Source organism: Streptomyces sp. NPDC029836, assembly GCF_055574495.1.
The window spans coordinates 1116262-1138480 of the sequence record NZ_JBVHZI010000001.1; the positions used below are offsets into that span (position 1 = coordinate 1116262).

Here is a 22219-nt window from a genome sequence, read left to right on the forward strand (position 1 = left end):
GGGCGGCGCGGGCGGGGCGGGCGGCGCGACCGGCCGGACGCGTCAGCCCGTCGCCTCGCGCAGGGCGCGGCGGCACAGCGAGTCGGCGTGCCGGGTGGTCTCCGGGATCCGGAAGCGGGGGCTCAGCGCGAGGGCGTGGGCGCAGGCGTTGTCCAGCGTGACACGGTGGCCGACGGACACGTAGACGGGCTTGATCCCGTCCTGGGTGCGCAGCGCCCGGCCGACCACGGCGCCGTCCGCCGCGAGCAGCGGGGCGGCGTCGGAGCGCCGGGCGCCCGGTTCCTCGTACGTGAAGGTGAAGGGGTTCTTGGCGACGCCCATGCTGGGGAGCCCGGTGACCACGCCGAGGTGACAGGCGAGGCCGAAGCCGCGCGGGTGGGCGAGGCCGTAGCCGTCGCAGACGACGAGGTCGGGGGTGACGGTCAGCGCGTCCAGCGCGGCGAGCACGGTGGGCAGTTCGCGGAAGGCGAGCAGTCCGGGGACGTAGGGAAAGCTGACGGGCCCGACGGCGGTGGATTCGGCCACGACCGCGAGGGTGGCGGCGTCCAGCACGACGGCGGCGGCCGCGACGAGGTCGCGTGCGTCGTCGTAGGCGACGTCCACGCCGGCGACCAGGCCCGCGCCGGGTGGCGGGCCGGTCTCGGCGAGCACGACGTGATGGCGCAGTTCGTCCTGTATCGCCCGGGCCTCGGCCTCGTCGGCGGGGGTCTTCACAGTGGTCATGATGGTCCGAGAGTAGCCTGGTGATCATGTTCGTCATGGAGCTCACCTACATCGCGCCCATCGAAGACGTCGAGGACGAAATGGACGCGCACGTCGCCTGGTTGGCCGGCCACTACGCGAACGGCGTCTTCCTGGCGTCCGGCCGCAAGGTCCCGCGCGACGGCGGCGTCATCCTGGCCGGTGGCGTCTCGCGCGCCGAGATCGAGGAGATCGCGGCCGGGGACCCCTTCGTCGTCGCCGGCGTCTGCTCCTACCGGATCACCGAGTTCCTCGCCACGAGGACCTCGGCGGACCTTGCGACGGTCCGCGAGAACCCGGCGACCTGACCGCCCCACACGTCACGCCTCCCTGGCGGGCCCCGCGGTGCGGTTCACCGCCCCGCGGGGCCCGGGGACGGACCTGTTCGACGGCCCCCCGCCCCCACGGCCAGACGGGCCTCAGCGCCGCTCCAGTCGGGCCGCCCGCCCCTTCTCCCCCGCCGCCCAGCAGCCGCCGTCGGGCGCGCAGTCGACGGTGTCGAACGAGCCGGGGTCCAGCGCCCGCCAGGTGCGGCCGGCGTCCGTGGTGACGTCGGTGCCGGTGGGTCCGACGGCGAGGGCGGTGGACCGCCCGTACGGGTACCAGGCCGCGCTCGACCGGTAGCCGGGCGGCGGCGTCGCCGACGGGCTCCAGCCGCGGCCCGCGTCGGTGGAGCGGGCGGCGGCCTGCGGCGAGGCCTGGCCGGTGCGGTAGTCGCCGCCCACCGCGAGGCCCGTCGTACGGTCGCGGAAGGCGAGGGCGAAGACCCCGCGCGCCGGGTCCCCGGCGGGGATCGTGGTGTCGGCGGCCCGCCAGGTGCGGCCGCGGTCGGCGGAGTGCAGTACGCGGGCGGTCGGGCCGCCGCCGGTGGCCAGCCATACGTCGCGCGGGCCGGAGGCCACCAGGCACTGGCCGCTCGCCGCGAACCCGGCCTCGCCGGGGAGGGCGGCCGGCATCCCGGCGTCCGGCAGCACCTTCCAGTTGCGGCCGCCGTCGTCGGTGGCCAGGATGCGGAACTTGCCGTCCACCGGGTCGCTCATGGCCAGCCCGTGGCGGGAGTCGAAGAAGGTCAGGCAGTCGTAGAAGGCCCGCGGATCGGGGTTGCGGAAGGCCTCGGTCCAGGTGGCGCCGGCGTCCTCGGTCCGCAGGACCCGCGACGCCTCGCCCTCGCCGATGGACAGGGCCACCGCCCGGCGGGCGTCGAAGGCCTCGATGTCGCGCAGCTCCAGCCCCTCGGCGACGGCGCCGGGCGGCGAGACGTCCCGCCAGCTGCGGCCCCCGTCGACGGTGCGCAGCACCACGCCCTTGGAGCCGGCGACCCACGCCGTGCTCCGGCCGACCGCGGCCAGGCCGCGGAAACGGGAGTCCTTGTCGGTCGGCTTCACCGACCAGGCGTGGCCCCGTAAGCCCGCTGCGGCGGGGGCCGCGCCGCCGGTGTCCGCCTGTACCGGAGCGGCCACCGACCCCACCAACAGGGCTGCCGCGCACATGCCAACTCCTAGAAGTCTCATGGCGCCGGAAGCTAACGCACCCCGCGATCTCCGTCCAGGGCGCCTCAGGGGGCCGTCCGGGGCACATCCGGGCGGCTTTGGGCCTGTGGAGTGAGCGGTAACAGGACTTAATCCGAAGGGCCCGGACTCCACCGGCCCGACCGGCGATCCTTGGCGCATCGTCCCCCAGTCGTCACTCTGTGCGATCACACGGGCGAGTTCCGGCCAATCGGTGACACAGCTCACGTCATCCCGCATGCACGGACGTGCCGATTCCGGCGTCTATCCGGTTGCCGGGCTCCACCCCAGGGCCCGACAGCAGATCCGCCGCAAGGGAGCGAGCCTTGATCACTGTCATCGAGCAGGCCGTGCAGGCCCGACTGATCGCCACCGCGCCGAAGGTCGAGACCGTGCCCGTCACCCTCTGCTACGACCGCGCCGATCCCTTCGCCGTCCGCATGGCCTTCCCCGCGCTCGCCACCCTGGAGGGCGTCGAAGTCTCGTGGACCTTCGCCCGCGAGCTGCTGGCGTCGGGCATCCGGCAGCCGTCCGGCAGCGGCGACGTACGGGTGCGCCCGTACGACGGGGACCGCACGACGATCGAGTTCCACGCGGCCGAGGGGGTGGCGATCGTGCTGATGGTGACGGCCGAGCTCCAGCGCTTCCTGGAACGCGCCGCGGCGGTCGTCCCGCTGGGCCTGGAGCACCACTACCTGGACATGGACCACAGCCTGGCCGAGCTGATGCGCGGTTCCCGCTGACCCCCGCCCGATATTCGGTTGCGGGCGCCCAGGGCCGTCCGTAGCTTCGTGAACGCCCCATTGCCGTCGAAACGGAGTAGGACGTTGCTCATCTGAGGTCCGAGACACCGACCACCGACACGATCACGTGACGGTCGGCTGTCTCCCCGCGTTGCACGCACCATTCCACGCAACCTGGAGGCCTCCATGAGTCATGCCCCCACCCACGTCACCTGTTCCGACGTTTCCTTCGAATGGCCCGACGGCACTCCCGTCCTCGATGGTTTCCACTGGGCCGTCGGCCCCGGCCGCACCGGCCTGATCGGCCTCAACGGCTGTGGCAAGTCGACCCTGTTGAAGCTCGTCGCCGGTGAACTGCGTCCGACGACCGGCCAGATCTCCGTCGCCGGGTCCATCGGCTACCTCCCGCAGGACGTCACCCTCGCCACCGGGGCACGGGTGGACGAGGTCCTCGGCATCCGCGCCACCCGCGCCGCCCTGCACGCCATCGAGGCGGGTGAGGCCACCGAGGCGAACTTCGCCGCCCTCGGTGACGACTGGGACGTGGAGGAGCGGGCCTTGGCGACGCTCGACCAACTCGGGCTCGCCGGGATCGACCTGGACCGTACGGTCGGTGAACTGTCCGGCGGCGAAGGCGTCCTGCTGCGGCTGGCCGCCCTGCTGCTCGCCCGACCCGACGTGCTGCTCCTCGACGAACCGACCAACAACCTGGACCTGCGGGCCCGGCGCCGCCTGTACGCGGCCGTCGCATCGTGGACCGGGGTGATGGTGCTGGTCAGCCACGACCGCGAGCTGTTGGACCGGGTCGACCAGATCGCGGACCTGCGGGACGGCGAGGTCCGTTGGTACGGAGGCAACTTCGCCGATTACGAGGACATGCTCGCCGGCGAGCAGGAGGCCGCCGAGCGGATGGTCCGGGTCGCGGAGGGCGACGTACAGCACCAGAAGCGCGAACTGGCCGAAGCGCAGGTGAAGTTGGCCCGGCGCAAGCGGTACGGCCAGAAGATGTACGAGAACAAGCGCGAGCCGAAGATCGTGATGGGTGCCCGCAAGCGGGCCGCCCAGGAGTCGGCCGGCAAGCACCGCATCATGCACGCGGAGAAGCTGACGGAAGCCCGGGAGCGGCTGGACCAGGCCGTGGAGGCGGTCCGCGACGACGCCGAGATCCGCATCGACCTCCCCGCCACCCAGGTCCCCCCGGGACGCCGGGTATTGACGACCACCGATCTGCGCCTGGCCCACGGGGCCGCGGTGGCGGGCGTGTGGGAGGTGCGCGGGCCGGAACGGATCGCGCTGGTCGGCGGCAACGGGTCGGGCAAGACCACGCTGCTGCGGACGATCGCGGGCCTCGTCCCGCCCACCTCCGGCGAGGCGCTCACGCACGTGCCGACGCGCTACCTGCCGCAGCGCCTGGACGTACTGGACGACGAGAGGACGGTCGCGGAGAACGTGGCGCGGTTCGCCCCGCACGCCACGAACAACGTGATCCGGGCACGGCTCGCGCACTTCCTCTTCCGAGGGGCCCGCGCGGACCGGGCGGCGGGCACCCTGTCGGGCGGCGAACGCTTCCGGGCGGCGCTCGCGGCGCTGCTGCTCGCGGAGCCGGCTCCCCAGTTGCTGATGCTGGACGAACCGACGAACAACCTGGACCTGGCGAGCGTACGGCAGCTCACCGACGCCCTGGAGTCGTACGAGGGCGCCTTGCTGGTGGCGAGCCACGACGTCCCGTTCCTGGAGTCGATCGGCATCACCCGGTGGCTGCTGCTCGACGGCGAGCTGCGGTCGACGACGGCGGAGGAGGTCAGGGAGTCCCGCTGGGAGGACTGAGCGTCGCGATGGGTCGGTCGGGTCGGGTCGGGTCGGGTACGACCGGGCCCGGTCCGGTCCGCCCTCAACGGGAGAGTAAGGCCCAGGACTTGGTGCCGCCCCGCGGGGTCAGTACGGGGGTGAGCCCCCAGTCCCCACCGCCGGACTCCACCGCCCGGGCCAGCAGCCACATCGCCCGACTGCGCTGCCGCCGGCACTCCTCCCCGTCGTCGGGCGAGGCGTGCGCGGGGTGCTGGTCGTAGAGGACGATGCGCAGCGCGTCGAACTGCCACCGCACCGTGAGCGTCATCTCCAGGCCGGGCGTGAACCGGTCGGCGCAGGAGACGAGCTCGGAGGCGGCGAGGGCGGCGGTGCCGCACAGGTCGGCCAGCCCGTGCCGCAGCAGCAGGGACCGTACGGTCGCCCGGGCGGCTCCCGCGCCGTGGGGGCCGCCGGGCAGGCGTACCGAGTGGCGGAGCTTCTCCGCGAGGGGCGGGGCCGACCGGAACTCGCGGTCCACCGGCAGGCCACGGAGGGTGCCCGTCATCGTGCTGCTCCCACTTCTGCTGTCCTCGGTGCGGGGTGCGCGCGGAGCGCGCGGTGGCGTATTGCGCCGGTGATGCGGTGTGCGGGGGATGCCGTGCACAGGGGGGATGCGGGGGGATTGGCCGGGCGAGGTGGAGCGGTGTACAAGAGGGTGGTGCGGTGTACGTGCGGTGGGGCGCGCGTCGCCGCCTCCGGCCGAACCCACTGGGGAGGGCAAGCCGGCGCCACGGACCCGGGGTCGCCCCGCGTGAGATCCGCGCTACCGACCGTAGCGCAACAGCGGCCACCACTGCTACCACTTGTACGGCTACATGATCTTTTCCCGTGGCATGTCAGGACCTGCGCCGACCACGCCCCCATGGGGCCTCGGTTCGGCAACCCGGAACGTCAAATTGAGAGACCGTCGTCCCCTTTCGGCGTGATTCTCGAACCACAAACCCCGCTCAGCACGCTTTCAAACTGCGTAAATAACCGGACGTAACGGCGCATAGCCACCCCTGGGGCTTGGCTGGCCTTGATGTCGCGCTTAACCTACGACTCCGTAGGCTACGGAACCGTAGGTAATTCGCTTTGCACCCAGGAGTACCCGTGACGATCACCTCTCCCCACCTCGGCAGCTCGGAGGCGTGGACCGACGCCAAGTTGCTGTTCGCGCTGGAAGAGGTGGTCGAAAAGGAACTCAACCGCCACCTGACGGTCACCAAGGACTGGATGCCCCACGAGTACGTCCCGTGGAGCGAGGGCCGGAACTTCCCCGGCTTCTTCGAGGACGGCGAAGCCTGGGACCCGGCGCAGTCCAAGGTCACCGACATCGGCAAGATCGCGCTGGTCGTCAACCTGCTGACCGAGGACAACCTCCCCAGCTACCACCACGAGATCGCGACGCTCTTCGGTCGCAACGGCGCCTGGGGCACCTGGGTCCACCGCTGGACCGCCGAGGAGGGCCGGCACGGCATCGTGATGCGCGACTACCTGCTGGCCTCGCGCGCCGTCGACCCGGACAAGCTCGAAGCGTTCCGCATGCAGCACATGTCCGAGGGATTCGAGTCGGACAACAGCCACTCGATGCTGCACTCCGTCGCGTACGTGGCCTTCCAGGAGCTGGCGACCCGCATCTCGCACCGCAACACCGGCCACCAGTCCGGTGACCCGGTCTGCGACCGGATGCTGGCCCGCATCGCGCAGGACGAGAACCTGCACATGATCTTCTACCGCAACCTGCTGGGCGCGGCCTTCGAGATCGCCCCGGACCTGACGATGAAGGCCGTCCGGGACGTGGTCGTCAACTTCCGGATGCCCGGTCACGGCATGCCCGGCTTCGAGCGGATGGCCGCGCAGATGGCGATCGGCGGGGTCTACAACCTGCGGATCCACCACGACGACGTACTCAGCCCCGTGATCCGCTTCCTCAAGATCATGGACATCGACGGTCTGGGCCCCGAGGGTCAGCAGGCACAGCAGGAACTCGGCCTGTTCATGGACGGGCTCGACAGCGAGGCCCGTAAGTTCGACGAGCGCCTCGCCGCCCGCGCCGCACGCGTGGCCGCCCGCAAGGGCTGAGACCGGCCCCCGCCGCCCCTGTGGGGCGGCCCACGACGAGAGCCCCGGGAGAGCCACGCTCCCCGGGGCTTCGTCGGGTGCGGGGCGGCACCCGCGCAGGTGCGCCCGGGACGCCGCGCCCGTGGGCGGCGGGTCAGCCGCGCCGGCGCAGGGCCTGCCGTTCCGCTTCCGAGAGGCCGCCCCAGACGCCGAAGCGCTCGTCGTTGGCCAAGGCGTACTGCAGGCACGCCGCCCTGCCCTCGCACGCCCCGCACAGCCGCTTCGCGTCCCGCAGCGACGAGCCGGGTTCCGGGAAGAAGAAGCTCGGTCCCGTCTGCGCGCACAGGGCGAGGGCGTACCAGGCGGGGGTGGTGCTGGTGGTGGTGTTCATCGACATGCGCCGATCGTGGCTCCCCCCGATGTACGTCTCATCAACACGCGATCAACACCTGTGCACACCGGCATCCGGCTGCGGCTGCGGCTGCGGCTGCGGCTGCGGCAGAGAGTGAACGATCGTGCGTTCGGTACGCTGGCCGAATGGCAGACGGGCGCGTGGAGCGCGGGAACCAGACGCGGCGGACCGTACTCGACCGGACCGTGCGGATCGCATCGGTGGACGGCCTGGAAGGGCTCTCGCTGGGCAGGATCGCCACCGACCTGGGGCTGAGCAAGAGCGGGGTGTTCGCCCTGTTCGGCTCCAAGGAGGACCTTCAGCTCGCGACGGTTCGCGCCGCGGTGGACGTGTTCGTGGAGCACGTCGTGCGCCCGCTGCGCGAGGAGCCGCCGGGCGTCGCCAAGGCGTGGCTGCTGTGCGAGCGGTGGATCGCCTACTCGGCGGGACGGGTGTTTCCCGGCGGGTGCTTCTTCGCCACGGTCTCCGCCGAGTTCGACGCACGGCCCGGCCCGGTGCGCGACGAGATCGCCACGGCCCGCTCCGATTGGACGCGGTACGTGGAACGGGTCCTGGACGAGGCCCGGCTGGCGGGCGCGTTCCGCGCGACGTTCGGGCCGGCGGACGTGCCGCAACTGGCCTTCGAGGTCATCGCGTTGATGGAACTGTCCAACGCCCACTCGCTGCTGTTGGACGACTCCGTCGCGTACGAGCGGGCCGGCCGGGGCATCCTCGACCGCCTGAGGGGTGTGGCGGCCGCCCCGGAGCAACTCCCGGAACGACCGCCTGCGGCGGGCGCGACCGGCTGACGGGGACGGGTCGGCCCGGACGGAGCGACCTCGCCTCTCCGGCTCGCCGGACCGGTCCGCACGCACAGCCGACCGGGCCGGCAGCCCGTACAACCCCTACGCCGCGTGCGATCGGGCGCCCGATAAGGCGAGTGGCGGGCCGGGCGGCAGCACGCCCACACCCCCCGGAACCGGGTCCGCCCCGCAACGGCCCGGGGCGGCTCAGGGGGCGGCGGCGGACTGCATGCCGGCGAGGAACTCGGTCGTCGCCGCGACCACTTCGGGGTCGCGGAGGATGCGCCGGTGGCCGAGGCCGTGCGTCTCGATGAGTCGGGCGCGCTCCCCGTAGGCCTGTGCGAGCGCCCGCGACTGCGCGGGCGTCGTCGTGTCGTCCTCGGTGTCGTGCACGAGCAGGATGCGTTCGGGAGCCGGGCCCGGATCCAGTCGGGCGTCCAGGCGGCGCCAGATGTTCGGGGTCCCGGCGAAGAGTCGGTGTTCCACATGGCCGCGCAGCGCCCGTACGACGGCGGGCCCGACGGGCAGGGCGCGGCGGAACCCGTCGATGACGTGGTCGAAGTGGGCCACTCCCCCGATGCCTACCACCCGCTCCACTCGGACGCCGTCCCGCAGGGTGAACAGGGTCGACAGGACCCCGATGGAGTGGGCCACGATCGCGGAGAACTCCCCGTGTTCGCGGTGCAGTCCGTGAATGATCTCGCGGAAGTCGCGTATCGAGGCGGCGCGGCCCCCGGACTCCCCGTGTCCGGGGGCGTCGAAGGCGACCACGCTGTGGCCCTGGGCGCGGAGCGCCTCCACGAAGGCGGCGAGCCGCGAGGCGCGCGAGGACCAGCCGTGCACCAGCAGCACCGGGCGCGGGCCGTCGCCCCACCGGTACGTGGTGACGGACGCGCCGTTGACGGTCAGCCGCCCCCGCTCCGCCCGCCCCATCACCTCGACTTCCCCGGGTCGCAGCGGGGGCCGCCCGAGGGGCCGGATGAACAACGCGAAGGCGGCCTTCCCCGCAAGGCCCGGGGCGACCCGGGCGGCGATGTCGAGGGTGACGCTCACCAGTGCAGCCATGGGACGCATGCCCACTCCTTCGGGATCTCCGCAGAACCGACCGGCGTCGGCAGGACCTCAGTAAGGATATCAGCACGGTCGTTCGTGCTTATTTACGCCCCACCCCGGCCCCCCGTCCAGCACCGATGTGTCGACGCGCCACTTATGGTGGTCCGATGTCACCGATCAAGCAGTTCCAGGTCACCTTCGACTGCGCGGACCCGGAGCGCGTCGCCCGTTTCTGGTGCGAGGTGTTGGGCTACGTCGTACCGGCTCCGCCGGAGGGGTTCGCCACCTGGGACGCCTACAACCTCTCGCTGCCGCCCGAGCGTCGAAACGCGGGCTTCGTCTGCTCCGATCCCTCCGGAGCGGGCCCGCGCATGTACTTCCAGCGCGTCCCGGAGGGGAAGGTCGTCAAGAACCGGGTGCACCTCGACGTGCGGGTCGGCACCGGTCTCGTGGGCGCGGAGCGCCTCGCCACGCTTGAGGCCGAGTGCACCCGACTGGTCGCGCTCGGCGCGGTACGCCAACTCGTCCTCGTCGCCGACGAGGAGAACGAGTCGTGCATCGTGATGCAGGACATCGAAGGCAACGAGTTCTGCCTCGACTGAGGAGCCGCCGGAAACGCCCCTCGCCCCGCTTCCCGGTCGACCGCCTCAGGCCACGAGAGTGGTCAGCCAGTGGGCGAGGGCTTCGAAGTCCGGGTCCGTGAGGCCGGTACGGGGGTCGACCCGGTGGAGGAAGGTGGGCTGCGGGTGGTGGGCTGCGACCCAGGCGCGGTCGGCCGGGGTGATCTCGTCGTCGAACCAGGCGAACGCGCGATCCCCCGCCCAGGCCAGGAGGGGTCGGGTCTTCCAGTGCAGGCCGTCCCGCCCCGCGTCGGCAGCGGGCTCCGGCCACTCGACCACCGGTAGCCGGGGCAGTCCCAGGATCGGGGCGACGGTCTCATTGGCCTCCTCGACCCACGTCGTCGCCCACACCGGATCGCAGGGCAGCGTCAACAGCCGGGCGCCGAGGCGAGGGTCGAGCCGACCCAGCAGCGGGTTCCCGTACGTCTCCCACCGACCCGGGTACGTGCCGTACCCCGACCCTCCGAAGGGAATCAGCGGCCCGTCGACGTCCAGGAACAACAACGGACGACGCCCCGGCCCGGCCGCTTCACTCACCATCGACCACCACCCCCGCCATCGATACCGGGGGCACCGGTGCGTCGGTGGCCTGCGCGGGCGCCCCGAACCGCGCCAGGTAGTGCCACACCTTCTTGACCGCCCGGGGGTCGTGGAGGCCGGCGCTCGCCGCACGCCCGACGATCCGAGGATCGAGCACGCCGTCGACCGCGATCCGCGTCCCCAGATCGACGTGTTCCCGGCCGCGGTAGTCCGGGTGACGTCGGAGTTCCTCGACCCCGAGCCGAAAGCCGGGGTGCCACTCCACCGGGCAGCCGACACGCAGGGCCGCGGCCTCGACCGGCGTGCGGCGGTAGCAGGGGTCCAGAACCAACGCCTCCACGTCGCGGCGAAGCCGGACCGGCCCGTGCACGTGGGCCTCGATGTAGTCGTCCAGCGCGTCCTGCCGATCCGCGAGGGCGAGGGCGACGAGCCCCATGCGGGCCGCGACGGCGAAATCCGAGGGTTCGAGGAAACTGTCCGGGTAACAGAACGTCGTCCGCTCCAGGCTCTCCGCGGTCAGCCGGAAGTGCGCGGAGCCGAACCGCGGCGCCCCGCCGAACGGCTTGCGACGGAAGTTCAACGCGCCGTAGACGGGGCGCTCATGAGGGGTCGCCGCGTCGTACGCCCCGTCGAAGATCCGGCTCTCCCAGCGCCATCGGTCGCCGCCGGGATGAGCGGTCAGGCCGCCGTTGCTGGTCCCCGTGACGAACTGCGAACGGTAGACGCCGTCCTCGGCCATGGCGTCCAGGATCGGTACGCCCTGCGACAGGTGGTCCGGGTGGAAGTTCAGGGTCACCCGTAGCGTCGGATCCAGTGGAGGGCCCGACGCCCGTTCCGCGACGTGCCGAAGGGCCCGGTCCTGTGCTGTCGGAGGTGCCACGAAACTCATCCGCACAGTGTTCCCCAACATGATCACTCGGCGCTCGCCGAATGGTCGCCCGCTCAGGCGGTGTCGGGGGTGTCCTCGTGCTTCGCCCGGCTCGGCTGGACCCTCTTCGGCTCGCCCGGCATCTTGGGGTAGTCCGGAGGGTAGGGCATGTCCCCCAGCCCGTGATCGTGTTCCTGCCGGTCGGCGAGTTCCAGGATCGTGTCGAGCGAGAAGGCGTGCTCGTCCATCTCGGCGTGCAGGTCGCCGAGTTCGGCGAAGCGGGCCGGCATGGTCACGATGTCGAAGTCGCGCGGTTCCGCGTCGTCCACCTCGTCCCACCGCAGCGGCGCCGAGACGGGGGCGTGGGGGCGCGGGCGGACGGAGTACGCGGAGGCGATGGTCCGGTCGCGCGCCGTCTGGTTGTAGTCCACGAAGATGCGCTCGCCGCGCTCTTCCTTCCACCAGGCCGTGGTGACCTTGCCCGGCATCCGCCGCTCCAGTTCCCGACCCAGGGTGATGGCGCAGCGCCGCACCTCGGTGAACGTCCAGCGGGGCGCGATCGGCACGAACACGTGCAGGCCGCGCCCGCCCGAGGTCTTGGGCCAGCCCCGTAGCCCCAGTTCGTCCAGCAGGGCCCGCAGTTCGTGGGCGGCGGCCACGGCGTGGTGGTAGTCGGTGCCGGGCTGCGGATCGAGGTCGATGCGGAGTTCGTCGGGCCGGTCGGTGTCGTCGCGGCGCACCGGCCAGGGGTGGAAGGTGAGGCAGCCCAGGTTGGCGGCCCACAGGACGGCGGCGGGCTCGGTCGGGCAGATCTCGTCCGCCGTGCGGCCGCTCGGGAAGGCGATGTGGGCGGTCGGGATCCAGTCCGGCAGGTTCTTGGGAGCCCGTTTCTGGAAGAAGGACTCGCCCTCCACGCCGTCCGGGAACCGTTCCAGGGTCGTGGGACGGTTGCGCAGGGCGCGGGTGATGCCGTCGGCGACGGCCAGGTAGTACTCGGCGACGTCCCTCTTGGTGAGTCCCCGCTCGGGGAAGTAGATCTTGTCGGGGCTGGACAGCCGTACCGCCCGTCCGCCCGCGTCGAGCTCGATCGCACCACCCGCAGCAGCCATGTGCGCCACGGTAGGCGGGCTCGCCCGGGTGCGCATACCGGGCGGGGCCGGACGTACCACCGCAGAATCCTGTACATGGAACTGCCGGTGATGCCCCCCGTGAAGCCGATGCTCGCCAAGTCCGTGTCCGCCATCCCGGCCGGCATGCAGTACGAGGCCAAATGGGACGGTTTTCGGGCGATCGTGTACCGCGACGGCGCCGAGATCGAGATCGGCAGCCGCACCGGTAAGAGCCTGACCAGGTATTTCCCCGAGCTGGTGGCGGCCTTGCAGGACAACCTGCCGGATCGCTGCGTCGTGGACGGCGAGATCGTGATCGTGCACGACGGGCGGCTCGACTTCGACCGCCTGACCGAGCGCATCCATCCCGCCGCCTCCCGGGTGAAACTGCTCGCCGGGACGACACCCGCCAGTTTCGTCGCCTTCGACCTGCTCTCCCTCGGCGACGACGCCTTCCTCGACACCCCGCTCGCCGAGCGCCGCGGCGCCCTCGTCCAGGTCCTCTCCACAGCCCGTCCCCCCGTCCACCTCGCGCCCGCGACCACCGATCCCGCGCTCGCGCGGGAGTGGTTCGAGCAGTTCGAGGGCGCCGGATTGGACGGGGTGATCGCCAAGCCCCTCGATCTCCCGTACCGGCCCGATGCCCGCCTCATGTTCAAGATCAAGCACGAGCGTACGGCCGACGTCGTCGTCGCGGGTTTCCGTTTCCACAAGAGCGGTCCGATCATCGGATCGCTGCTTCTCGGGCTCCACGACCAGCACGGAACCCTCCAGCACGTGGGCGTCTGCGCGGCCTTCCCGATGAAACGCCGCGCCGAACTGGTCGAGGAGCTCGAACCGCTGCGCCTGGACGATCCGCGGGAGCACCCCTGGGCTGCCTGGGCCGAGGAGTCCGCGCACGAGAGCGCCCGCCTGCCCGGCGCCCAGAGCCGCTGGACCGGCAAGAAGGACCTCTCCTGGGTGCCGCTGCGCCCCGAGCGCGTCTGTGAGGTGGCGTACGACCACATGGAGGGCGACCGCTTCCGGCACACCGCCCAGTTCCGCCGCTGGCGCCCGGACCGGACCCCGCGGAGTTGCACGTACGCCCAGTTGGAGGAGGTCATCGGCTACGACCTCGCCGAAGTGCTCGGGGCCGGCGGCTGACGCGCCGCCCGGGCCCGGCCTGCGGCCCCTCGGTGGCCGCGGCGCACCACGGACCGGACACCGGGGAGCCGCAGGCCCTGGCCCCGGCCCCGGCCCCGGCCCCGGCCCCGGCCCCGGCCCCGATGAGTCTCAGACCGCCGTGAGCCGCTCCCATCGCGCCCGGTCCGGGCCCACCGCGTTCGGGGCGTAGTCGGGGCGGGCGGCCAGCCATCGGGTCACGCGGGCCCGGACGCGGGGGTCCGCGTACGCCCGTGCGGGGGGTTCGGCCAGGTGGCGGACCTTCGCGCGGGCCCGCATCACCTCCGGGTCCTCCAGCGCGCAGTCGAACAGCGCGGCCACCTCGCGCGCCGTCCCCGTACGGCCGGCGCGGGTCGCGAAGCGCTCCCCGATGGCCGAGTCGGCGACGACCTGGAAGTCGAACCAGGGCTTCAGCGTACGGACGGCCCAGTCGTGGTACTCGGCGGCGAAGCGGAGCGTTCCCGGATCCCGGTGCGCCGACCGGGCCACCCGGTGTGCGGCCCACAGGGCGAGCGAGGTGCCCTGCCCCAGGGTCGGGTTGGTGTGGGTCAGGGCGTCCCCGACCGGGACGAGTCCGCTCACCACGGGACCCCGCTCGTCCGCCAGGGCGCTCCACCGGTTGTCGAGGCTCGCCATGGCCAGTACGCCGGACAGCGGTTCGGCCCCGGTAGCCAGCCAGGCCTCGCCCGGCGGGAAGGCGCGGGCGGCGGCGTCGAAGACGGCCGGGGTGCGCAGCGCGCCCCGGCTGGGGTCGTCGGTGTGCACGAACAGGGTGACGGCGAAGATCCGGTTGTCGGCCGGGAAGACCGCACAGCCCGCGAAGCCCCCGCCGGTCACCGTCCACGGCCGGCGCGGCCCCTCCTCCATGCCCTCGGGCAGGCGGTACCAGCGGCAGAAGTACGCGAGCCCCGTGCGGTGCCGTTCGACGGCGGCGGGACGGCAGCCGGCCGCCGCCAGCAGGCGCTCGACGCCGCCGCGCCGCCCGGCGGCGTCCACGACCAGGTCCCCCTCGTACGCCCCGTTGGCCGTGGTCAGCCCGGTCACCCGGATGCCGGCGCGGGAATCGGCCCGGGGGTCGGTTCCGGTTCCGCTCCCCTCCTCGCCCAGCGTGACGAGTCCCGCCACGGGTTCCCCGTACCGGGTGACCACGCCCTGTTCGGCGCGCAGGGCCGTGGCGAGCGCGCTCTCCAGCACGATGCGGCGGGCCTGGAGCATGACGAGGTCCTCGTCGCCGGGCAGCGCGGGCGGGCGGGCGTCGAACCAGTCCAGTTCGTGTCGCTCGCGGGCGCCGAGCCGGAGCATTTCGGCGTGTACGTCGGGCAGTTCGTCGAGCAGCACCTTGCGGGCCGCTCCGAGCAGCGCGTGCGGCTGCGCCGCCTGCGGTACGGCCGGTCGCCGCCAGCGGAAGAAGTCCCGGTCGAGGGCGGTACCGGGGGCGCGGGTGTCCCGCTCGAACAGTTCGGCGGTGTGCCCGCGCCGTGCCGCGAGCAGAGCCGTGGCCAGCCCCGCGATCCCTCCGCCGATGACCAGTACGTGTGCCATTGCGTCCCCCTGGGCGGCCGATGAACCGTACGACGATCACACCGCCAGAGCCTGCACGGACGAGCCTCGAACAAAACCCGCACGGTTGTCCGAATCGCCGTGTTCGCGGCCGCCGTCCGGCCTCCCGGCACCCGCCGACCGGCCATCCGTGCCGCCCTACCGACCGCCCTCCCCGCCCCCGGCCCGCCACGCCTCGACCGCCTCGCGCGTCTCCTGCGCGACGAGGTCCGCGTTGATCGCGGCGCCCGCCCGAACGCCCTGGGCCGCCGCGCCGGCGACCTGCTCCACCGGGGAGGTCACGTTCCCGGCGACCCACACGCCCGGCAGGGCCGTGGCTCCGGTGGCCGCCTCGGACTCGACGCAGGTACCGATCGGCGCCCCGCCCCGCTCCACCGTCGTCGTCGGCAGACCCAGGCCGGTCAATACGCCCGAACGGGCGGTGAACCGGGGAGCCACCACCAACGCCCGACACGCCACCGTCGCGCCGTCCGCCAGCGCCAGCCCCGTCAGCCGGTCCCCGTGAACGACCAGGCCCGTCCCCTTCCCGTCGACCACGGCGACGCCACGGGCGGCCAGCGCCTCCCGGTCCTCGGGGCCGAGCCGCGTGCCGTGCGCGACGAGGGTCACCCGGGGGCTCCACTGCCGCCACAGCAGGGCCTGGGGCACCGCGAGCGGGCCCGTGGCCAGCACGGCCAGGGGTTGGTCCCGCACCTCCCAGCCGTGGCAGTACGGGCAGTGCAGCACGTCCCGCCCCCAGCGCTCCCGCAGCCCGGGCACCTGGGGCAACTCGTCCACCAACCCGGTCGCGACCAGCAGCCGCCGCGCCCGGACGGACGAACCGTCCCCGCAGCGCACCAGGAAGCCGCCCTCCTCCCGGTCGGCGGCGACCGCGGTCCCGGCGCGCCCGGACCGGAACAGCGCCCCGTAGCCGGCCGCCTCCTCCCGGCCCCGCGCCAGCAGCCCGGCGGGGCTCTCGCCGTCCCGGCCGAGGTATCCGTGGAGGTGGGCGGCGGGCGCGTTGCGCGGCGCCCCCGAGTCGAGCACCAGCACCGATCTGCGGGCCCTGGCCAGGGTCAGCGCCCCGGCGAGCCCGGCGGCTCCTCCGCCCACGATCACCACGTCGTATTCGGTCCGCGTCACATCGTCCATGGCCGCGAGGGTGCGCCCGGCCGGCGGCGCTTGACAAATCACGTTGCCGAACCGGCAAATGGAACCATGACCGACGGGAACGAACGCCCCGGACGAGCCGCGCCCCGCCCCCACGCCGTGGTCGGCGTCGGGCTGATCGTGATCGGGGCCGATGACCGGATCCTGCTCGGGCAGGCGCACGACGGCCGCTGGGAGCTCCCGGGCGGCAAGGTCGACCCCGGTGAGGGCTTCGAACAGGCCGCCGCCCGAGAACTGGCCGAGGAAACGGACCTGCGCGCCGTGCCCGGGGCCGTCGAGGTGCTCGCCGTCGGGATCGACTCGGCGTCCGGGGTGACCCGACTGACGGCGGCCGCCGTCACCCGTTCCGCCACGGGCACGCCCCGCGTGACCGAGCCCCACAAGATCGTCCGCTGGGAGTGGTTCGCCGCGACCGGGATTCCGGCGGAGCTCTACGCCCCTACGGCCGCGGTGCTGCACAGCTGGCGCCCCGACCTGACCGCCCCGCCGCAGGACGCCTCGTACACCTGCCGCAACAAGGCCGACGCCGACTCCTGAACGACGGGCCCGCCGCGGCCCGTCCGAGGCCCGCCCGACGGCCTCCGCGCCCCGAACCTCAGGCGGTGGCCGCCACCACGGTGGCTGCGGTGACCGCGACCATCACGGCCTGCATGTCGCGGATCGCGACGCGCACGCTCTCGGCCGCCCACTCGTCGGCGGCTATCTCCCGCATCCTCGGGACCACCGCCTTGCCCTCCGCCCCCGGGAAGGCCAACTTGTGCAGCTTGGCCGAGTGCAGCAGGGCGATCAGCCCCGCCGTCCGCTCGTCCGGCTCGGCGCCCTCCAGGACGACCGCGGCGAGCCGCTCGCGCAGGGCGCGCTCCACGGAGCCGTCGGCCTCGGGGTAACGGCGCTGCGGGAACACCCCGAGGACCTTGCGCACTTCTTCGACGACCAGCCCGCGCTCCCCCAGGCTCTCCAGGGTGGCGGCGACCGCCTTGGTGGCGTCCTTGGTCAGCCACTCCGTCACCCGACGCTTGTCCCGGTCCCGCAGCCAGGTCCGGATCGACAGGATCCTGCCGTCGAGCAGCTTTTCCCCGGTGGGGGTGGGGTCGACGAGCGTCAAGTACTTGCCCGACACCGACATCCGTTCCGCCATGACGAGTTCGAGCAGGAGGGCGCCCGCGACCGCCCATCCGGCCGCCTGCCGCTGCTTCGCCGCCCCGGACTCGTCGTCCAGGGACAACAGCATGATCTCCTCGGCCAGTGTGATCGCCATGCTCGTCCCCCGTCGTCCCCGTCACCGCACGCGTCTCACCCCGTAGGACGTCCGGCGTCCACCCGGAGTTCCCCCGGCTCCACCCGGAGTTCCCCCGGCTCCACCCGAAGTTCCCCCGCGTCACCCGAGGTTCCGCCGGTCCGTACGGGAGTCCCCCGGTCCGCACGACGGTTCCCCCCACGCCCGGCGAGAGCGAACCGGAGCGCCCCCCTCAGGCCCGCTGCCCCGCGTACGGCGCGAAGTTGCCCTCGGCCAGGTCCTCCGCCAGCAGCCGCTTCGCGATCGCGTCGGCCGCCACCCGCAGTTCGGCGCTGCGCGGCCGGCCGCGGTCCTTCTCCAACTGGTCGCCGAGCCACTGCGCCCAGGCCGCCGAGATGACGTCCGCCTCCCGCTGCCCGGCCCGGGTGAGGGAGAAGAAGTGATCGTCGCGCGTGAGGTATCCCTCCTCCACCATCCGGTCGTAGACGGGGAGCAGGACCTCGGGCGGCACGGACCGCCGCCCGGCGATGAGGCCGAGGCTCGCGTGGCCGATCGTCCGGGTCATCCGTTCGACCTGCATGACCGCCCACGCGCCCGCGATGTCCAGCCGGGTGTCGGAGGCGTTCACGATGCCCCGCGCGTCCTGCGCGCCCATGTTCCGCACGATCTTCCCGACCGCCAGTTCCAGCAGCTTGGCGGAGTCCCCGGAGGCCGTGGCGGGCGAACCGAAGCCGTCCCCCATGTCGGTGGATCCGGCGCGGGCCGAGTCCCGCAGCTTGACCTCCTTGAGGAACAGCGCGACCACGAAGCCGACCACGGCCACGGGCACCGTCCACAGGAACACCGTCTGGATGGTGTCCGAGTACGCGGCGATCACCGGGCCCGCCGCCTCCGGATCGAGACCGCGCACGCCCATCGGGCTCTGCGCGGCCGCGGCCAGCCGCGCGGGGTCCTCGCCCGTGGCGCGGGCCGCCTCGCCGACCGCCGTCTTCAGGGCGGGTGCCAGGGTGTTGGCGTAGATGGTGCCGAACACGGCCGTCCCGAAGGCGCTGCCCAGCGTACGGAAGAAGGTGACGCCGGAGGTGGCCGTACCGAGGTCGGCGTAGTCGACGGTGTTCTGCACGACGATGGTCAGCACCTGCATGCACAGGCCGATGCCGGTGCCCAGCACGAACATGTAGAGGGACGCCAACCAGGCGCTGGTGCCCGGTCCCATCAGCGACAGCAGGTACAGGCCGAGGCCCATCACCGCGCAGCCGAGGATGGGGAAGATCCGGTAGCGGCCGGTCTTGCTGACGAAATTGCCGCTGAAGACGGAGGCGATGAGCAGTCCGATGACCATCGGCAGGGTCCGGACGCCCGAGATGGTGGCCGAGTCCCCGTCCACGTACTGCAGGTAGGTCGGCAGGAAGGTCATCGCGCCGAGCATCGCGAAGCCGACGACGAAGCTCAGGACGGAGCAGATCGAGAAGACCGGGTTGCCGAACAGCCGCATGGGCAGCATCGGTTCCGCGGCGCGGACCTCCGCCAGGCAGAACAGGGCCAGGGCCACGACGCCGCCCGCGAACAGGCCGATGATCACCGGGGAGGACCAGGCGTACTCGTTGCCGCCCCAACTGGTCCCCAGGATCAGGGCGCTCGCGCCGACCGAGACCAGCGCGATGCCGAGATAGTCGATCACGGTCCTGCCGGCGGCGCGGACGGTGGGGATGGTCCGCGCCGCCGCGATCACCACGAGGATGGCGATGGGCACGTTGACGTAGAAGCACCAGCGCCAGCTGAGGGAGTCGGTGAACAGGCCGCCCAGCAGCGGCCCGATGACGGTGGCCACGCCGAAGACGGCGCCGATCGCGCCCTGGTACTTGCCGCGTTCGCGCAGCGGCACCACGTCGGCGATCAGCGCCATCGCCGTGACCATGAGCCCGCCCGCGCCGATGCCTTGGACACCGCGCCACAGGATCAGCAGCGTCATGTTGCTCGCGAGGCCGCACAGGAAGGAGCCGGTGATGAAGACGATCGCGGAGATCTGGAAGATCAGTTTGCGGCCGAAGACGTCACCGAACTTGCCGACCAGCACCGTCGAGACGGTCTCCGCGAGGAGGTAGGCGGTCACCACCCACGACATGTGGTCGCCGCCGCCGAGGTCCGCCACGATGGTGGGCAGCGCGGTGCCCACGATGGTCTGGTCGAGGGCCGCGAGCAGCACACCCAGCATGATCGTGCCGAAGATGACGTTGCGCCGCCGCCGGTCGAGCACGGGGGGCGCGGGGGCCGTGGCGGGGGCTGTGGTCACACATCGCACTCTCACAGCGCACCCGCCGTCCCGCATGCGGCACGAGGCCGTACGGGTGATCCCCGCCCGGGATCAGCGCAGGTGGGCGAGGCCCGGGTGCTCCGCCGCGTAGCCGTCGACCAGCTTGCGGGCCACGCTCACGGAGTCGACCAGCGGGTGCAGGGCGAAGGCCTTGACCGCGTCCGTCCGCGAACCGCTCCGCGCCGCGGCCAGCACCTCCCGTTCGACCGCCTTGACCGAGGTCACCAGCCCCACCGCGTGCAGGGGCAGCGGGGCGACGGCGACCGGGTGGGCTCCGTTCGCGTCGACGAGGCAGGGCACCTCGATGACCGCTTCCGCGTCGAGGACGGACAGGGTGCCCCGGTTGCGGACGTTGAGGATCAAGGTGGCGCGTTCGTCCCGGGCGATGGCCCGCATCAGGGCAAGGGCGACCTTCTCGTAGCCGCCGGACTCCAGGTCGCTCTCCTCGCGCTCGCCGACGCCGGCCACCTCCCGGTTCTCGGCCATGTACGTGGCCTCCCGCTCGGCCCGCGTCCGGTCCCAGGCCGAGAGCGCGGATCCGGCGGACGCCCCGGGGCCCCCGGCCTCGGCGTAGAAGCTGCGCTGCTGGTCGCGCAGGAAGGCGCCGCGCGTCTGCTTGGCCTCCTGGTAGGCCCGTACGGTGTCACGGTTGAAGTAGTAGTAGTGCAGGTACTCGTTCGGGATCGCCCCCAGCGAGCGCAGCCACTCGGCGCCGAACAACCGGCCCTCCTCGAAGGACTCCAGCGCCGCGGTGTCGGCCAGCAGTCGGGGCAGTTCGTCGCGGCCGGCGATCCGCAGGCCGCGTACCCAGCCGAGGTGGTTGAGGCCGACGTAGTCGATCCAGGCCTCCTCGGGACGGGCGCCGAGCAGTCGGGCGATCCGGCGGCCGAGCCCGACCGGCGAGTCGCAGATGCCGATGACCCGGTCGCCCAGCTCCTCGGCCATCGCCTCGGTGACCACGCCGGCCGGGTTGGTGAAGTTGATGACCCAGGCCTCGGGCGCCGTACGGGCGATCCTGCGCGCGATCTCCCGGGCCACCGGCACCGTCCGCAGGCCGTACGCGACACCCCCCGCGCCGACCGTCTCCTGACCCAGCACCCCCTCGGCCAGCGCCACCCGCTCGTCCGCGGCCCGGCCGTCCAGGCCGCCGACGCGGATGGCGGAGAAGACGAAGTCGGCCCCGCGCAGGGCCTCGTCCAGGTCGCGGGTGGCGGTGACCGTCGGGGCGTCCGGGACGCCGGCCGCCTGGCCGGCGAGCACCCGGGCCATGGCGGTGAGCCGGCCGGGATCCTCGTCGTACAGGGTCACGTGGGACACCCGGCCCTCGGCGTGGTCCCCGAGAAGTGCTCCGTACACGAGCGGGACGCGGAATCCGCCCCCGCCGAGGATGGTCAACCGCACGCCTCTTACCGCCCTTTCGCCGTCACCACCGGACCCGCCGAACCACCGGACCGACCGGACCCGCCGAACCACCGGACCCGTCGGACCCGAAGGGCCCGCCGCACCCACCGGGAGCCGCGGTCCCCCCACACGAACGATGCCACGGTCCGTGGCCTCCGCGCGTGACGCGGATCGTGGCACGGATCGTGGCATCCGAGCGGTGGCACCCCACCGCGACACCCGGGCGGAGGGCCGATGCCCCCGGCCGGTCAGTCCTCCAGCGACGGCACGGCCCGCAGCCGCGCCCCCTGCTGCTGCGGGATTCCGCCCCCGCCGCGCACCGGCCCCTTGGGCAGGCCCTGCGGGGCCGAGAGCACCAGGGTGATCCGGGTGAGTCCCATCGCTTCCAGCATTCGGCTGGATTCCGCCACCATGCGGCAGCGCACCGCGCCCCATTCCGGGTCGGGATGACGGACCGTTCGTACCGCTCCGTCCTGTTCGGCCGCCCCCTCGCCGTGGGTGCTCAGCCAGTGCGGGACGCCGTAGCGGTAGGCGGCCTCCATGAACGGGTCCCGGGCCACCTCCTGCCGGATGCTCCGCAGCCCCTCGTCCTCGGGCGCGGCCGACAGCGCGGTCGCGAACTGTGCCAGCAGCGGTACGCACCATGCCGGTTCGTGGTCCTCCAGCACGGCCGCGGCGTCCGGGTGGAACAGCACGAAGCGCAGGAAGTTGTCGTCCGGCAGGGCCGTCGGATGCGGGCGCACCGACTGGAAGAGCTGGTCGAAGGCGGAGTTGGTGAGGGCCACGTCCCATCGGTGGTCCACCAGAAAACTCGGGTAGGGCACGGCCTCCATCAGGGCCGCGTAGTCACACAGGTAGTCGCGCTGGGCCGGGTCCTGGGGCAGCCGACTCTCCTCGGCCGCGCGCCAGGTGGGCGGCGGATCGCGGTCGACCATGACCCGGAAGAGCCAGAAGCACTGCCGCTCGCTCATCTCCAAGGCCTCGGCCAGGGCGAGGAGCTTGCGGTCCGTCCACTCCTTGACGAGTCCGCGCTCCCAGTTTCCGTAGGCGCGCACGCTGATGCGCAGCCGCGACGCGAGGTCCTCCTGGCTCAGCCCGAGTTCCTCACGGCGCTGGCGCAAAATCTCCTT

22 protein-coding genes are annotated in these 22219 nt (G+C 72.7%); 8 read left to right on the forward strand and 14 right to left on the reverse strand.

Annotation, left to right across the window (positions count from 1 at the left end):
• Positions 1–42: 42 nt before the first annotated feature.
• A complete protein-coding gene (locus ACZ4XJ_RS05140; RefSeq protein ID WP_468495352.1) occupies positions 43–723 on the reverse strand; it encodes an endonuclease V in 681 nt (226 codons plus the stop codon).
• A 26-nt stretch (positions 724–749) separates the two neighbouring features.
• Between ACZ4XJ_RS05140 and ACZ4XJ_RS05145 the strand changes: the two genes are divergently transcribed.
• The gene (locus ACZ4XJ_RS05145; RefSeq protein WP_362882925.1) at positions 750–1049 is read left to right on the forward strand and encodes a YciI family protein; all 300 of its coding nucleotides are present in this window, start codon (positions 750–752) and stop codon (positions 1047–1049) included.
• A gap of 111 nt (positions 1050–1160) precedes the next feature.
• Here the strand turns inward: ACZ4XJ_RS05145 and ACZ4XJ_RS05150 are convergent, their stop codons facing one another.
• A complete protein-coding gene (locus ACZ4XJ_RS05150; RefSeq protein ID WP_468495353.1) occupies positions 1161–2231 on the reverse strand; it encodes a WD40/YVTN/BNR-like repeat-containing protein in 1071 nt (356 codons plus the stop codon).
• 344 nt (positions 2232–2575) lie between these two features.
• Between ACZ4XJ_RS05150 and ssgD the strand changes: the two genes are divergently transcribed.
• On the forward strand, positions 2576–2992 hold the full coding sequence (gene ssgD, locus ACZ4XJ_RS05155; protein WP_362882921.1) for a spore wall synthesis regulator SsgD: 417 nt from the start codon (positions 2576–2578) through the stop codon (positions 2990–2992).
• 186 nt (positions 2993–3178) lie between these two features.
• Positions 3179–4819 (forward strand): ABC-F family ATP-binding cassette domain-containing protein, encoded by a 1641-nt coding sequence (locus tag ACZ4XJ_RS05160; RefSeq protein WP_468495354.1) that lies wholly within the window; start codon positions 3179–3181, stop codon positions 4817–4819.
• Between the two features lie 64 nt (positions 4820–4883).
• Here the strand turns inward: ACZ4XJ_RS05160 and ACZ4XJ_RS05165 are convergent, their stop codons facing one another.
• Positions 4884–5345 carry an ATP-binding protein gene (locus ACZ4XJ_RS05165; RefSeq protein WP_362882917.1) on the reverse strand — a complete coding sequence of 154 codons (462 nt, stop codon included), beginning with the start codon at positions 5343–5345 and terminating at the stop codon, positions 4884–4886.
• 587 nt (positions 5346–5932) lie between these two features.
• Between ACZ4XJ_RS05165 and ACZ4XJ_RS05170 the strand changes: the two genes are divergently transcribed.
• Entirely contained in the window at positions 5933–6904 is a 972-nt protein-coding gene (locus tag ACZ4XJ_RS05170) for an acyl-ACP desaturase (protein ID WP_362882915.1), read from the forward strand.
• A gap of 133 nt (positions 6905–7037) precedes the next feature.
• Here ACZ4XJ_RS05170 and ACZ4XJ_RS05175 read toward each other — a convergent pair whose 3' ends face one another.
• On the reverse strand, positions 7038–7280 hold the full coding sequence (locus ACZ4XJ_RS05175; protein WP_362882913.1) for a WhiB family transcriptional regulator: 243 nt from the start codon (positions 7278–7280) through the stop codon (positions 7038–7040).
• A 140-nt stretch (positions 7281–7420) separates the two neighbouring features.
• On the opposite strand from ACZ4XJ_RS05175, the gene ACZ4XJ_RS05180 reads away from it, so the two are divergent.
• A complete protein-coding gene (locus tag ACZ4XJ_RS05180) occupies positions 7421–8083 on the forward strand; it encodes a TetR/AcrR family transcriptional regulator (protein WP_468495355.1) in 663 nt (220 codons plus the stop codon).
• 201 nt (positions 8084–8284) lie between these two features.
• Here ACZ4XJ_RS05180 and ACZ4XJ_RS05185 read toward each other — a convergent pair whose 3' ends face one another.
• Positions 8285–9151: an alpha/beta hydrolase gene (locus ACZ4XJ_RS05185; protein WP_468495356.1), complete on the reverse strand. Its 867-nt coding sequence runs from the start codon at positions 9149–9151 to the stop codon at positions 8285–8287.
• A gap of 146 nt (positions 9152–9297) precedes the next feature.
• On the opposite strand from ACZ4XJ_RS05185, the gene ACZ4XJ_RS05190 reads away from it, so the two are divergent.
• The gene (locus tag ACZ4XJ_RS05190) at positions 9298–9732 is read left to right on the forward strand and encodes a VOC family protein (RefSeq protein WP_468495357.1); all 435 of its coding nucleotides are present in this window, start codon (positions 9298–9300) and stop codon (positions 9730–9732) included.
• 45 nt (positions 9733–9777) lie between these two features.
• Here ACZ4XJ_RS05190 and ACZ4XJ_RS05195 read toward each other — a convergent pair whose 3' ends face one another.
• Genes ACZ4XJ_RS05195 through ligD form a run of 3 tightly spaced genes read right to left on the reverse strand, consistent with a single transcriptional unit; the run spans position 9778 to position 12267 of the window.
• The gene (locus ACZ4XJ_RS05195) at positions 9778–10290 is read right to left on the reverse strand and encodes an HAD domain-containing protein (RefSeq protein WP_468495358.1); all 513 of its coding nucleotides are present in this window, start codon (positions 10288–10290) and stop codon (positions 9778–9780) included.
• On the reverse strand, positions 10280–11179 hold the full coding sequence (locus tag ACZ4XJ_RS05200; RefSeq protein WP_468495359.1) for a DUF3626 domain-containing protein: 900 nt from the start codon (positions 11177–11179) through the stop codon (positions 10280–10282). Before ACZ4XJ_RS05200 ends, ACZ4XJ_RS05195 begins: the two co-directional genes overlap by 11 nt.
• 53 nt (positions 11180–11232) lie before the next feature.
• Complete coding sequence (gene ligD, locus ACZ4XJ_RS05205) at positions 11233–12267, reverse strand: non-homologous end-joining DNA ligase (protein WP_362882904.1); 1035 nt, start codon at positions 12265–12267, stop codon at positions 11233–11235.
• A 75-nt stretch (positions 12268–12342) separates the two neighbouring features.
• Here ligD and ACZ4XJ_RS05210 point away from each other — a divergent pair, with 75 nt between their 5' ends.
• Positions 12343–13410 (forward strand): ATP-dependent DNA ligase, encoded by a 1068-nt coding sequence (locus ACZ4XJ_RS05210; RefSeq protein WP_468495360.1) that lies wholly within the window; start codon positions 12343–12345, stop codon positions 13408–13410.
• A gap of 129 nt (positions 13411–13539) precedes the next feature.
• Here the strand turns inward: ACZ4XJ_RS05210 and ACZ4XJ_RS05215 are convergent, their stop codons facing one another.
• A complete protein-coding gene (locus tag ACZ4XJ_RS05215; RefSeq protein WP_362882901.1) occupies positions 13540–14970 on the reverse strand; it encodes an NAD(P)/FAD-dependent oxidoreductase in 1431 nt (476 codons plus the stop codon).
• A 156-nt stretch (positions 14971–15126) separates the two neighbouring features.
• Positions 15127–16119 carry an NAD(P)/FAD-dependent oxidoreductase gene (locus tag ACZ4XJ_RS05220; RefSeq protein WP_468495361.1) on the reverse strand — a complete coding sequence of 331 codons (993 nt, stop codon included), beginning with the start codon at positions 16117–16119 and terminating at the stop codon, positions 15127–15129.
• 66 nt (positions 16120–16185) lie between these two features.
• On the opposite strand from ACZ4XJ_RS05220, the gene ACZ4XJ_RS05225 reads away from it, so the two are divergent.
• Positions 16186–16674 (forward strand): nucleotide triphosphate diphosphatase NUDT15, encoded by a 489-nt coding sequence (locus tag ACZ4XJ_RS05225; RefSeq protein ID WP_468495362.1) that lies wholly within the window; start codon positions 16186–16188, stop codon positions 16672–16674.
• A gap of 58 nt (positions 16675–16732) precedes the next feature.
• On the opposite strand, the gene ACZ4XJ_RS05230 is transcribed toward ACZ4XJ_RS05225, so the two are convergent.
• From ACZ4XJ_RS05230 to ACZ4XJ_RS05245, 4 genes are all read right to left on the reverse strand, one after another.
• A complete protein-coding gene (locus ACZ4XJ_RS05230) occupies positions 16733–17395 on the reverse strand; it encodes a GOLPH3/VPS74 family protein (protein WP_468495363.1) in 663 nt (220 codons plus the stop codon).
• A gap of 211 nt (positions 17396–17606) precedes the next feature.
• Positions 17607–19703 carry an MDR family MFS transporter gene (locus ACZ4XJ_RS05235; RefSeq protein WP_468495364.1) on the reverse strand — a complete coding sequence of 699 codons (2097 nt, stop codon included), beginning with the start codon at positions 19701–19703 and terminating at the stop codon, positions 17607–17609.
• A 36-nt stretch (positions 19704–19739) separates the two neighbouring features.
• On the reverse strand, positions 19740–21089 hold the full coding sequence (locus tag ACZ4XJ_RS05240) for a 6-phospho-beta-glucosidase (RefSeq protein ID WP_362882892.1): 1350 nt from the start codon (positions 21087–21089) through the stop codon (positions 19740–19742).
• A 248-nt stretch (positions 21090–21337) separates the two neighbouring features.
• A complete protein-coding gene (locus tag ACZ4XJ_RS05245; protein WP_362882890.1) occupies positions 21338–22210 on the reverse strand; it encodes a helix-turn-helix domain-containing protein in 873 nt (290 codons plus the stop codon).
• Positions 22211–22219: the final 9 nt, after the last annotated feature.

Excerpts from the sequence above, each read along its gene's own strand:
- ACZ4XJ_RS05140 (WP_468495352.1), bottom strand. The coding sequence starts at position 723 with ATGACCACTGTGAAGACCCCCGCCGACGAGGCCGAGGCCCGGGCGATA.
- ACZ4XJ_RS05145 (WP_362882925.1), top strand. The coding sequence starts at position 750 with ATGTTCGTCATGGAGCTCACCTACATCGCGCCCATCGAAGACGTCGAG.
- ACZ4XJ_RS05150 (WP_468495353.1), bottom strand. The coding sequence starts at position 2,231 with ATGTGCGCGGCAGCCCTGTTGGTGGGGTCGGTGGCCGCTCCGGTACAG.
- ACZ4XJ_RS05160 (WP_468495354.1), top strand. The coding sequence starts at position 3,179 with ATGAGTCATGCCCCCACCCACGTCACCTGTTCCGACGTTTCCTTCGAA.
- ACZ4XJ_RS05165 (WP_362882917.1), bottom strand. The coding sequence starts at position 5,345 with ATGACGGGCACCCTCCGTGGCCTGCCGGTGGACCGCGAGTTCCGGTCG.
- ACZ4XJ_RS05175 (WP_362882913.1), bottom strand. The coding sequence starts at position 7,280 with ATGTCGATGAACACCACCACCAGCACCACCCCCGCCTGGTACGCCCTC.
- ACZ4XJ_RS05180 (WP_468495355.1), top strand. The coding sequence starts at position 7,421 with ATGGCAGACGGGCGCGTGGAGCGCGGGAACCAGACGCGGCGGACCGTA.
- ACZ4XJ_RS05185 (WP_468495356.1), bottom strand. The coding sequence starts at position 9,151 with ATGCGTCCCATGGCTGCACTGGTGAGCGTCACCCTCGACATCGCCGCC.
- ACZ4XJ_RS05190 (WP_468495357.1), top strand. The coding sequence starts at position 9,298 with ATGTCACCGATCAAGCAGTTCCAGGTCACCTTCGACTGCGCGGACCCG.
- ACZ4XJ_RS05195 (WP_468495358.1), bottom strand. The coding sequence starts at position 10,290 with ATGGTGAGTGAAGCGGCCGGGCCGGGGCGTCGTCCGTTGTTGTTCCTG.
- ACZ4XJ_RS05200 (WP_468495359.1), bottom strand. The coding sequence starts at position 11,179 with ATGAGTTTCGTGGCACCTCCGACAGCACAGGACCGGGCCCTTCGGCAC.
- ligD (WP_362882904.1), bottom strand. The coding sequence starts at position 12,267 with ATGGCTGCTGCGGGTGGTGCGATCGAGCTCGACGCGGGCGGACGGGCG.
- ACZ4XJ_RS05210 (WP_468495360.1), top strand. The coding sequence starts at position 12,343 with ATGGAACTGCCGGTGATGCCCCCCGTGAAGCCGATGCTCGCCAAGTCC.
- ACZ4XJ_RS05215 (WP_362882901.1), bottom strand. The coding sequence starts at position 14,970 with ATGGCACACGTACTGGTCATCGGCGGAGGGATCGCGGGGCTGGCCACG.
- ACZ4XJ_RS05220 (WP_468495361.1), bottom strand. The coding sequence starts at position 16,119 with ATGGACGATGTGACGCGGACCGAATACGACGTGGTGATCGTGGGCGGA.
- ACZ4XJ_RS05225 (WP_468495362.1), top strand. The coding sequence starts at position 16,186 with ATGACCGACGGGAACGAACGCCCCGGACGAGCCGCGCCCCGCCCCCAC.
- ACZ4XJ_RS05230 (WP_468495363.1), bottom strand. The coding sequence starts at position 17,395 with ATGGCGATCACACTGGCCGAGGAGATCATGCTGTTGTCCCTGGACGAC.
- ACZ4XJ_RS05235 (WP_468495364.1), bottom strand. The coding sequence starts at position 19,703 with ATGCGGGACGGCGGGTGCGCTGTGAGAGTGCGATGTGTGACCACAGCC.